This window comes from Nocardioides sp. BP30, assembly GCF_029873215.1.
GTDB lineage: Bacteria > Actinomycetota > Actinomycetes > Propionibacteriales > Nocardioidaceae > Nocardioides.
Genome location: NZ_CP123620.1, coordinates 608,923 through 619,752, shown reverse-complemented (window position 1 = coordinate 619,752; position 10,830 = coordinate 608,923). Strand labels below are relative to the sequence as shown.

Annotated in this window: 7 protein-coding genes; 1 reads left to right on the top strand and 6 read right to left on the bottom strand. The window is 71.7% G+C overall.

The genetic code is table 11. The annotated features are described in order from the left end of the window. Window position 1: 1 nt before the first annotated feature. The 4 genes from pstC to P5P86_RS02780 all read right to left on the bottom strand — a co-directional run bounded on the left by pstC (window position 2) and on the right by P5P86_RS02780 (window position 7,116). The gene (gene pstC, locus P5P86_RS02795; RefSeq protein ID WP_280609761.1) at window positions 2-1,024 is read right to left on the bottom strand and encodes a phosphate ABC transporter permease subunit PstC; all 1,023 of its coding nucleotides are present in this window, start codon (window positions 1,022-1,024) and stop codon (window positions 2-4) included. Continuing rightward, entirely contained in the window at window positions 1,021-3,843 is a 2,823-nt protein-coding gene (locus P5P86_RS02790; protein WP_280609760.1) for a hypothetical protein, read from the bottom strand. The genes pstC and P5P86_RS02790 overlap by 4 nt, the downstream gene beginning before the upstream one ends. A gap of 86 nt (window positions 3,844-3,929) precedes the next feature. Further along, the gene (locus tag P5P86_RS02785) at window positions 3,930-5,831 is read right to left on the bottom strand and encodes an Ig-like domain repeat protein (RefSeq protein WP_280609759.1); all 1,902 of its coding nucleotides are present in this window, start codon (window positions 5,829-5,831) and stop codon (window positions 3,930-3,932) included. A 142-nt stretch (window positions 5,832-5,973) separates the two neighbouring features. Further along, window positions 5,974-7,116, bottom strand: a complete 1,143-nt coding sequence (locus P5P86_RS02780; protein ID WP_280609758.1) for a hypothetical protein — start codon at window positions 7,114-7,116, stop codon at window positions 5,974-5,976. A gap of 441 nt (window positions 7,117-7,557) precedes the next feature. Between P5P86_RS02780 and P5P86_RS02775 the strand changes: the two genes are divergently transcribed. Further along, entirely contained in the window at window positions 7,558-8,172 is a 615-nt protein-coding gene (locus P5P86_RS02775; RefSeq protein ID WP_280609757.1) for a ScbR family autoregulator-binding transcription factor, read from the top strand. A 3-nt stretch (window positions 8,173-8,175) separates the two neighbouring features. On the opposite strand, the gene P5P86_RS02770 is transcribed toward P5P86_RS02775, so the two are convergent. Both P5P86_RS02770 and eccB read right to left on the bottom strand, forming a co-directional pair. Continuing rightward, entirely contained in the window at window positions 8,176-9,405 is a 1,230-nt protein-coding gene (locus P5P86_RS02770) for a S8 family serine peptidase (RefSeq protein ID WP_280609756.1), read from the bottom strand. Continuing rightward, a complete protein-coding gene (gene eccB / locus P5P86_RS02765; RefSeq protein WP_280609755.1) occupies window positions 9,396-10,817 on the bottom strand; it encodes a type VII secretion protein EccB in 1,422 nt (473 codons plus the stop codon). Before eccB ends, P5P86_RS02770 begins: the two co-directional genes overlap by 10 nt. Window positions 10,818-10,830 lie beyond the last annotated feature (13 nt).

The window sequence follows — 10,830 nt, the reverse complement described above, 5'->3', positions numbered from 1 at the left end:
CTCATCCCTCGCTCTCGGCGCCGGAGCGGGACCGGGCGATGATCGTCGAGGCGGTGAAGTTGATGATCATCGTGAGGATGAACAGCGCCAACCCGGCCGCCATCAGCGCGGACATGCTGAACGGGTTCGCCTCGCCGTATCGCAAGGCGATCAGGGCGGCGACCGAGTTGGAGCCGTTCTGCAGCAGGTGGAGGTTGATCGCGAAGATCGGCGAGATGATCAGGTAGATCGCGATGGTCTCGCCCAGGGCCCGGCCCAGGCCGAGCATGATGCCGCCGATGATGCCGCCCTTGCCGAACGGGATCACGACCTTGCGGATCATCCCCCACCGGGTGGCCCCCAGGGCGTAGGCGCCCTCCCGCTCGCCCTGCGGCGCGCGAGAGAACGCCTCGTTCATCATCGAGGTCATGATCGGCGTGATCATCAGCGCTACCACCAGCCCAGCGATGAACGTCGAGGAGGTGTAGAGCGCGTCGTTGGGCAGGGGGTTCTTCGCATCCACGCCGTCGACGTGGAAGAGCGGGAACCAGCCGAAGTACGTCGAGAGCCAGCGCGCGAACGGCACCACGTGCACCTGCAGGAACGCCAGGCCCCACAGCCCGTAGACCACCGACGGCACGGCGGCCATCAGATCGACGAGGCTGGTCATCGCCTTCTGCACCCGGCCGGTGGCGACCTCGCTCATGAACAGCGAGGCTCCGAAGGCGATCGGCACGGCCACGAGAAGCGCCACCGAGGCGATCAGCACGCTGCCGGTCAGCACCGCGGCGATGCCGAAGTGGTTCGTCTCCGGCGACCACTGCTGGGTGGTGACGAACGAGATCACGCCGACCGAGGAGATCGCCTTGACCGCCCGGATCGTCAGGAACGCCCCGACCAACACCATGATCAGCAGCACGAACGAGCCGGCCCCGCGGCTCACCTCGCGGAAGGTGCGATCGGCGCGGGCGTAGGTGGTGACCACCCGCTGGGGGCGGGCGTCGTCGGCACCCTCGAGCGGGTAGTCGGGCAAGAGCGTGCTCATCGGCCGACCTTCCAGCGGACCCGGGTCCGCATCAAGGGACCGGCCAGCCCGGAGAGCAGCGCGATCGCCAGCCCGAGCGGCAGCGTGAAGCGGGGCCAGCTCTCGGTGCCGGCGGCGGCCGGGGCCAGCGCACCGGGCGTCACCGTCACCGCCGAGGCAGCGCTCGTGGCCGCGCCCGACGGCACGCCGTCGCCGGGCGGGGCGGCCACGGCGACGGCTCCGGTGCCGGAGGTCGACGAGGAGGTCGCGGCCGTCGCGCTCGCCGTCGGCGCGCTCACCGCCGTCGCGCCGGTGCTCGAACTGCCGCCGCCGGGATCACCGGATCCGGCGGCGGTGCCCGCGCGGAGCGCGGCGATCGCCCTGGCAGCCTGCGCGGTGAGGTGTGCCGTGAGCGGCGCGTAACCCGGCGGCAGGTCGCCCACGTCGAAGCCCGGGATCTGGCCCGTGCCGGTGATGTAGGTCAGCGCATCGGCGTAGGCGTCGCGGTCGGCCTTCGCCAGCGTCGGACGGACGGCGGCGTAGACCGGCAGGGTCAGCGGATAGGCGCCGTCGGCGTATTCGGCGGGACCGGGCTGCTGCACACCGGGGACGGTGGTGTCGTCGAACTGGCCGGCTGCGGCGTGCAGGCTGGCGGTGGTGGCGGCCGCGCAGTGGCTGCCGTCGTCGTCACACAGCGAGGCGGTCGGCAACCGGTAGCGGGCCGCCGAGGCGGAGTCGGTGATGGTGAAGGCCTGTCGGTGGCCGAACGCCTGCTTGCCGCTCGGCGCCACGTACTTCCCCGGTGCCGGCAGGCACGTCGAGTCGGTGGTCGTCTGGCACCAGCTGCTGGCCGCCGGCTTGCCACCGTTGAAGGTGTCGCGGGCGGTCAGCGCCATCGAGTCGTCGCGCGGCAGCCAGTCGGTCTCGGTCATGGAACGGCTGGCGGGCGCTGCATAGCCGTTGTCGAGCCAGTCCGGCAGCGGGTAGGGCGAGCCGTCCGGCGGGTAGGAGATCGCCTGGTCGACGTACGTCGACGGCTTCTTGGTGGCTGCCCGGGCTGCAGCAGCCTTCGCCTCCAAGGTCGCGGACTGCGAGGCGCAGCCGATGTAGGTCCGGCTGGAGTAGAACGGGTTGACCGTCATCTTCTCGGCATCTGGGCAGCCGGAGAGGAAGGCGGCGGTCGCCGGGTCGGCCAGCAACCAGGACCAGATCGCGGCGGCCGCGTCGGAGCGGCTGGCCTCGACCAGCAGCGTGGAGGCCATCCGGGCGTCCCCGTCGCCGCCGACGCGACCGAGATGGAGCTGCGGGTTGAGCGCTTGGAACTGGGCGTCGTCGAGCACGTTCGCCGGAGCGCCGGCCATCCACGACGGGGCCGGGCTCATGCTGGCGCCGCGATAGGACTGGGTCAGCATCTTCGCGATCAGCAGAGGGCTCAGCCGCAGGTCGCGCACCTGCTGACCGCTCTTGGCCAGGTCGCTCTGCAGGTCGTCCAGGCTGGCGTAGCCGCACTTCTCGGCGTCGGCCTCGGTGGTGACCTTCGCGATGCTCAACCCGCTCGCGACGGGGCATTCCGGCACGTAGTCCAGCGTGTAGCCGATCACCGGCGCGTCCAGCGCGACGGGGACGTAGTCGGCCTGCTGGTCGGGCGCGAGGGGTTGGGTGGTGAGGATGGCGTCGCTGGCGCCCGCGGCGTACTCGGTGCGCGCGACCGGGTCCGGGACGGTCGAGTAGCCCAAGGTCAGCTTGTCGGCGTTGCAGACACCCGGCGTCCAGGATCCGAAGGCGGCGCCGAGGGTTTCGGAGCCGCTAATGAGCGCGCGCGACCGGCCGCTGGGGCAGGCCGTGGGGACGTCTTGGAAGGCGAGCTTGACCTGCAGGCGCTGGGCCCAGATCGAAGGTGAGATCGGCCCCATCTGGGTGTCGGAGACGACGTTCAGCGGAAGCCGGGGCACGATGACCAGCCAGCAGGTCCGCGTGCTCGCCTGGTCGCTGCGGTAGCCGCACCCGAGGCCGGGTGCCTCGGTGCCGGTCTGGGTCTCGAAGCTGCGGCTGGCCTTGCCCTGCCCGTCGACGGTCGCGTGCGAGAGCTCGTTGGTGGTGGTGCTGTTGAACAGCGTGCTCTGATGGTTCATCACGCTGCCGTCCTCCTGCCCGTCGACCGAGAGGAACGGCGGGTCCTGTCGATCCGAGGGCCCGGCGCTCGCGTACGTCGCCCAGTCGCCGCCCTTGAGCAGCGCGGCATCGCCACCGACGAAGCGATCCTCCTGATGGGTCATCGGCACGGCGTCCGGTCCTTGGGCGCCGACCTGGCAGGTGCTCGGGTCGGGGTCGGTGGCGTCCGGGTCGGGCTTGCCGTCGGCGCCCATCGCGCCCCAGCACTGGAAGATCTGAACATAGCTGCCGGTGAGGCTGCCGACTTGTGAGGTCCCCCCCGTCGCGCCACTGACGTCGACGGTGACGCTCTGGTCGACCAGGCCCTCGGTCTGCGAGACGCTCACGCGCAGACCGCCCTGGCCGTTGCCCGACCCGAAGGCTGCGGCGTAGGCGTCCCGGATCGTCTTGGACACGCTGGCATAGGTCTTGCCGTCGGTGTGGGCCAGCTTCTGCCGGGAGTCGCGCTCGACCACGTCCGAGGTCGGGTTGCCGGTGTTGTCCCACTGCACCGTGACCGCGCTGTCGCTGCTCAGTGAGCCCTGGGCACTCCAGTCCGATCCGTCGTTGGCCGATGACACGGCGCCTGCCGGGCCGGGCATGAGCAGCATGAGCCCACTGACGAGCGCGAGCCCGAGACCCGTGGCGACGCCGGGCAGGCTGGTGGAGGCGATGCCTCGTGAGTTCATAGCGGAGTGGCCCTTCGGATCGGGTGTTGCGGGCGCGCCGATGCCGGACGGCGTCCGCCGCCCGGCATCGTGAGGTGCGCGCACGATCAGTGCTTGACCTTGGTGCTGGTCGTGGCGGTGCTCGCCGCGAGATTGCTGCTCTCGGCGTAGGTGACGCTGACCGCGAGCTTCTTCGTCGCGGACTTGGTGAGCTTCTTGGGAAGCTTGATGCTGACCGAGCCGCCGGAGAGGGTGGCGGTGACACTCTTGGTGCCGACCTTGACGGTGACGGTCCCGGTCGCCTTGATGGTCGTGCCGGGGACTGCCACCGCGACCATCGCCTTGACCTTCCCCTTCTTGGTCAGCGAGCGGGTCGGCTTCTTCGGCTGCAGGCTGACGCTGGCGACTGTTCGCGCCTTGGCGATCACCACACGCTGCTGCCCGGTCGACCCCTGATAGGTGGCCACGAGCGTGTGCGTGCCGGCGGCCGTGGTCGCCGGGATCGTGACGGTCGCCGTGCCGTTGGTCAGGGCCGCCGTATTGAGCGAAGCACCGTCCAGCTTCACGCTGACGGAGCCGGTGGCAGCCGCGCTGCCCACCGTGACGCTCACCCGTGCCTTGCTCGCACGGCCGTAGCTGCCGCTGACCGGCGCGAGGGTCACCACCGGCGCGGGAGCCGCCGCGATGGTCACCGACTGGGCCGCCGAGGCCGAGCCGGCGTAGGTGTCGGGGTCGGTGGGGGTGAAGGTCGCGGTGAGCGTGTGGCTGCCCTCGCCGAGCGACTTGCTCAAGGTGGCCTTGCCCGCGCTCACCGCTGCCGTGCCCAGGGCGGTGCCACGGTCGGCGAAGGCGACGGTGCCGGTCGCCGCGGCGGGCGACAGGGCGGCGGTCAGCGTCTGCGTCTGGCCCGCGACCAGGGATCCGGTGACGGCCAGGGTGGTGGTGGTCGCCACCGCCGCCACCGGCACCTGGAAGGTGGTGGTGTCGGAGGTCGCACCGGCGTAGGTGGCCTCGCCGGACTCGTCCGGGGTGTAGACGGCGGTGTAGCTGACCACCGCGCCGGGCGTGAGCCCGGTCAGGGGGAGGCTCGCGGTGCCGGCCGTGACCGGCGCTGTCGCTACCGCGGTGCCGGAGGTGTCCTCGCCGGCGTACAGGGCGATCGTGCCGGTCGCATCGGTGAGCGCGGCGCCCCCGTCACCGCTCACCTTGACAATCACCGTGCCCGAGGTGCCGTCGGCGGCGAAGTCGGCGTCCAGTGCCAAGCTCGGCACCGTCTTCGGCGACACGATCCGCCAGCCCTCGGAGGTGTACTGCGGGTTGGTCGGGTTCGCCTCGGTGACGAAGTCGACCCAGGAGGTGATGGCACGACCGTCCTCACCACGGCGGACGATGTACTCACCGCTGGCATCCGGGGTGGGCAGCACGCAGACCACCACCAGGCTCAGCGCGGTCCCGGCGGGCCACAGCTTGGCGATGTTGGTCGTCTTCACCTGCGGGTCGGCGGTCCAGCCGTCGTGGGTATACAGCTGCGCTGCGCTGGTCAGGCCGTTGATGCTCGCGCGCTGGGTGACGTCGGTGTCGGTCACACCTACCGCTGCATTGAAGGCCTGCCCCGGGTAGGACCAGGAGAACAGTGAGGAGAGCCCGGTCTGGTCATCCGGGACGATCGGATCCTCGGCCGAGCCATCGGCGGTGGTGGCGACCACCGCCTCGGCGGTCAGGTCGTTTGCGTCGCAGCCGAGGTCAGCGAGATCAGCGCCCTGGGAGACGTACAGCTGTCGTCCGATCCACTGACTGAAGTTCGTCGTGCCGCCCTCGGTGATCGCGAGAGAGGGATCGTAGGAGCCGTAGAGCAACTCCACCCGCGAGCCGTGCGGCTTGACCGCCTGCGCGGGCGAGGTCGCGAGCAGCAGGCCGGTCGCAGCGAGCGCTCCGGCGGCGAGCAGCGCGGCCGCCCGGCGCAGGCCGGAGCGCGGGACCGCGCGACTGGATGAGGGCTGGATCTGCACGGTGTTGCCTCTGTCTTTCGGATCGGGCCGCGCGGCGCGCGGTCATGCGGTGTGATACGGCGAGAGCCGGTGACCGGCCGACGGCGGTGATCCGCCGCCGACCGGTCACCAGATGCTGCTGGTGTTCAGGTGGTGCGGTGCCTCAGTGGACGTAGGGTCCGGTGAGGGAGGTGCTGCCGACGTAGCTGAGCAGGCCGAACCCGAAGCTCTTGATCGCCGTCTGCGCCGCCGTCGTGTCGACGTCGGACTCGAGAGCGACCTGGAGGCTCAGGTCGTTGTTCAGGTTGGTCGTGTCCACGACGTCGTACGTGTCGCGGTTGAAGCCGCCCACCCCGCCGGTCGGCGCGACGTTGTAGCGTCCGGCCGCGTTCGTCGCCCCGAACAGCGGACCGGGAGCGGTGCTGGCGCCCGAGCCGGTGGTGGCGGCGTTCCCGTTGATCGAGGCGATGGCGTCGCTGGCGATCGTGGAGGTGACGGTGCCCTTGGTCTGGGCGATCCACTGGGCCGCCGAGAACGGGATCAGGTCACCCGCGTTGGGGATCGAGGCGCCGGTGTTCTCCTGCAGCGTGCTCGGCGAGGAGGAGGACTCCACGTAGGAGGCCAGCGCCGGCTGGCCGCTGCCGCCCACGCCGATCGCGCCGAGGAAGAACGAGCGGGTGCCCGAGCCGCTCTGGGGGATCTTCGGCTGCACGGCCACGCCGTTGACCCGGGGCAGCCCGGAGACGAAGGTGACCTGGTCGCCTGCGACGTCGACGCCGTCGTAGAGCGAGGTCAGCTCGCTGGTGGTCAGGTTCAGGCCGGCGGCCAGACCCGTGGTGGGGTGGTAGGCCACGCTGACCGCGTCCCGCGCGAGCGGGATGTAGGTCAGGGCGGTGCCGGTGCCCGACGGACGCGATGAGGAGCGCGCGAAGTCGACCTCGTCGTGGGTCAGAGCGGTGCCCTGGTAGAGGTGGCTGGTGTAGCTGCTGTCCCACACCGCGCTGAGAGCCTTGATGCCCTCGCCCGAGCCGGTGGGCCGGGTGAAGGTCGCGCCCGCCGACTTGGTCTGGATGGTGGTGGTGGCGGGGCTGGTGAACGCGTTGTAGGAGGCGATGCTGTCACCGGCGAGCGCGCCGCCCGAGTTGGCGAGGTTGTTCCAGAGGTCCTGGATGGTGTCCGAGCCGACAGCTGCGTAGGTGCGGTAGGTGCCGGACGGCGGGTCGGCGAGAGCCGTGGTGGCCGTCATGGAGACGACGCCGGCCGTGGCGAGAGCCGCCACGCCGGCGAGGATGAACTTCGACTTCATGGAAACTGTTCCTTAGTCTCGTGTTCTTGTCGCATCTGCCCATCAGAGGCGACATCCGCGCCCGTCTCGGCTAGCCCCGAGGCGGGCGCACCTCGTTGCGGCTCCCTTTGCGCCGCAGCGAGCGTTTGTCGACCACTCCCTCCCTCCGCCTGCCGCCTCGGACCCTCCTCACGAGGAGCCAAAACCGACCGATCGGTATGTCCCGGTCATGAGCCTGCCGACGACCTGAGCCTGACATGGGGGGTGCCCGGCTCACAACGGGTAGCCAAGGCAACGTTTACCGCCGGCTAGATGAACAGCGCGTGAAGCGGTCGCACCTGTCCAGACCCGGCGGGGCCGGCGTGCGTTCGGGGACGCGGTTGGCTAGCGTGAGAGGCCACACCGGCGTCCCCACCGCCGGCGTTCACCCCTCCCACGCACCGGATCCGAGAGACCACCCACATGGCGATGCAGGACCGCGCGATCGACACCCGCGAGAAGGTGTTGCTGGCCGCTGCGCGCGTCTTCGACAAGCACGGGTACGTCGGCGCCGGCATGGCGGAGATCGTGCTCGGCACCGGGATGACCCGCGGCGCCGTCTACTTCCACTTCTCCAGCAAGTCGGACCTAGCGCGCACCCTGATCGAGCGCCAGCACGCGACCTGGCCCGCGATCCAGAAGTCGGTCGAGTCCGAGGGTCTGCAGGGCCTGGAGGCGGTGCACGCGTTGATCGGCCGGCTCAACCGGCAGCTGCGTGACGACGTCACCGCCCGGGCCGCGATCAAGCTCGCCCGCGAGGCCGGGGCGATCGACGACGACATGCCCTCGCCCTTCGACGACTGGTGCGACGACATCGGCTACCGGCTGCGCCAGGCGCAGCTGCTCGGCCAGATGCGCACCGACCTCGACCCGGTCACCTACGCGGGCATCATCGTCGGCATGTTCCTCGGCGTTCACGAGTTCACCCGGATCGCCGACCGCGAGCTGACGAGCGGGAACGCCACCGTGCTGGACCCGACGCGCTACCACCTCGACGCGATGTGGGAGCTGGTGCTGCGCGGTCTCAGCGCCCGCTGAGCCCTACCCGCGCGGTCGGGACGCCGGTCTGGAGCGCCGCGACAGCACCGGCCGGAGCACCAGCGCGAGCAGGAGCGCTCCGCCGCCGAGCAGACCCCACCACACCGACAGGTGCCGGGTCCCCGCGAGCACGTCCGGCTCCGAGGGCGGCACCGACGCGCGATCGTCCGGCGCGGCCACCGCGTCGGTCGACTGCCGACCGGAGGGTGAGAGCGTCAGCGGTCTGGTCAAGGCCTCGTAGGCCTGGACGGTGCCTGCCCCGGCGAAGTCGGTGCGCACGTCGGTCCGGCCCGAGGCGGTGCTCTCCACACGAGCGACCAGCTCGGCTGGATGGGCGTCCGGGTACGCCGAGCGCAGCAGGGCCAGCACCCCGCTCACCTCGGCGGTGGCCCACGAGGTGGCCACGTCGCCCAGCAGGCACGGCGACCCGAGCACGCTCAGCGTGCGCAGCCCCGCCGTCGGAGCGCTCAGGTCGGTGGCGGAGTTGGCCAACACCGCACCGGCCGTGTCGCCACCGGGCGGTGCCACGGCGCTGACGCCGAGGACCCCGTCGTACCCGGCCGGGAAGTAGTGCCGCGCGAAGTCCTCGCCGCCGATGTAGGTCGACGGCACCCCCGAGGCCTGCTGGGTCCTGTTGCCGGTGGAGGCGACCACGATCACTCCGCGCTTGCGCAGCTTGGCGATGTCGGCGGCCACGCCGGGGTCGTCGCCGATCTCCAGCGAGGCGTTGACGATGCTCACCCGCCATTCGGGATGCGCCACCAGCTGGTCGAAGGCGGAGCGGACCCCCGCCGCCGAGACCTGCGGCCCGCCCGGGGAGTCCTCGGCGGTGTAGACCCGCAGGTCGAGGATCCGGGCGGCCGGGGCGATGCCCAGCGGGCCGGCGATGATCCCGGCCACGGCGCTGCCGTGGAAGTACGCCGGCGTGCCCGCCGCGCTGCCCGGTGCCCGGGGTACCCCGGCGCCGACGCCGGAGTCGACCACGGCGACGGTGGTCCCGGCACCCGGCTCGATGCCGCGGGCGCGGAGCCAGTGCTGCGCGTCCCGCACCCCGATCTGCTCCAGCGGGTCGCTGGACGGCACCGTGAGCAGCGAGGAGCCACGCGGCTGGTTCGCCGACACGCCGCTGCACTCCGGCAGCTGGTCGGCCGCCGCGCTGGCGGGAACGGCGCTCACGACGGACAGGCTCAGCGAGGCGGCGGCGACCCCGATCGCCGCGAGCCTCAGGAGCACGATCCTGCCCCCGTGTCGGTGGTCGTCGGCGGGTTCTCCGGCGAGCAGAGCGCGAGCGCGCTGGAGAGGGGGACGCCGGCTCCCAGCACCTTCACCCACGCGTCGGGCACCAGCGGTGCCTTGTAGCTGGCGAAGCCGAGCCGGTCCAGCGTCTGCTCGTCCTGGATCGGGTAGACCTTGGCCCTGTCGTCGACGATCCAGGTGCTGCTGCTGGTGGTCTGGCCCCAGTCACCGCTGCGCACCAGTGCCCCGGAGCCGGGGTCGGCGACCGGGTCGAGCCGGCCGGCCGGGGGCGAGGACCAGGCGCTGCGGTGCGGATCGCTCGCCAACCGCACGTACGGCGCGATGCCCGCCTTCGCGATCAGCTCGCCACAGACGGGGCCGTCCAGGGAGCCGAGCGTGGCGACCGGCCAGTGCGCCCCCGCCCAGGTCGGCGCGACCTGCCCGACACTGGGCAGCTGCTTGGTGCCGGCCTCCTTCGGGCCGTTGCCGACCAGCTCGGCGGTGGTGGTGTAGATCGCCGCCGCGAACGGATCCATCGGCGCCGGGCCGTCGGGGGTCAGCAGGAACACCCGGCCGGTGCTGCTCACGGTGGCGAAGTCGCCGACCCGGGCGTTCGCGGCGATGCCGCCCTGGCCGGCGTAGGAGACCCTCTGGCCGACCCTCGACCCGAGGCCGAAGCTCTCCAGGTCGAGCGCACCTCCGGCCGGGAAGAGCGCGAGCCAGGCATCCGAGACGCGGGCGGCCTGGGCCTCCTGCGGTAGGCCGACGGCCTCGAGCAGGTTGTCCTCGCCGTCCAGCCGCGGCACCTGGTAGCGCCAGGCGTGGTGGTCGGCGCCCTCAGCCACCACCCAGAACGTCTTGCCGTCGGCCGTCACGGTGACGCCCGAGCCGGCGGCGACCGCGACAGCGGGCCGGCGAGCGACAGAGACCGTGATGCCGGCGCCGTCCGCCGTGCAGGCCGTCCAGCCGGACTCGACGAACGCACCCTCGGTGGGAAGCTGCTGCGGGGCGCCGAGGATGCCGATGTCGTCGCCGGGGACCCGGCCGTCCAGGGTCTTCTGCGACACGATCGTGGGCGTGACGTGCGCGCCCAGGATGAGCTGGGCCGAGGTCACGTTGATCACCGGCCGCAGCGGTGCGCCCTGGGCGGTGATGACGTAGCGCTCGCCGGTCTGCTTGGAGATCACCAGGCCCGGCTTGTCCCAGTCGGTCTGGGTGCGCGGGGCGAGCACGGAGGCGATGGCCGCCCCCGCGACGAGCAGGAGGGCCAGTGCCGCGCCTCCGACGATGGTGCGACCAGGACGTGACGGCTCGACCTCGCGCCCGCCTGGCGCGCCGGAGAGGAACGCCGTCACCAGCCGGCGCCGGCTGAAGGCATGCGCCTCGACCAGGTCCTTCTTCGTCGTCATCGCTCGCGCCGCG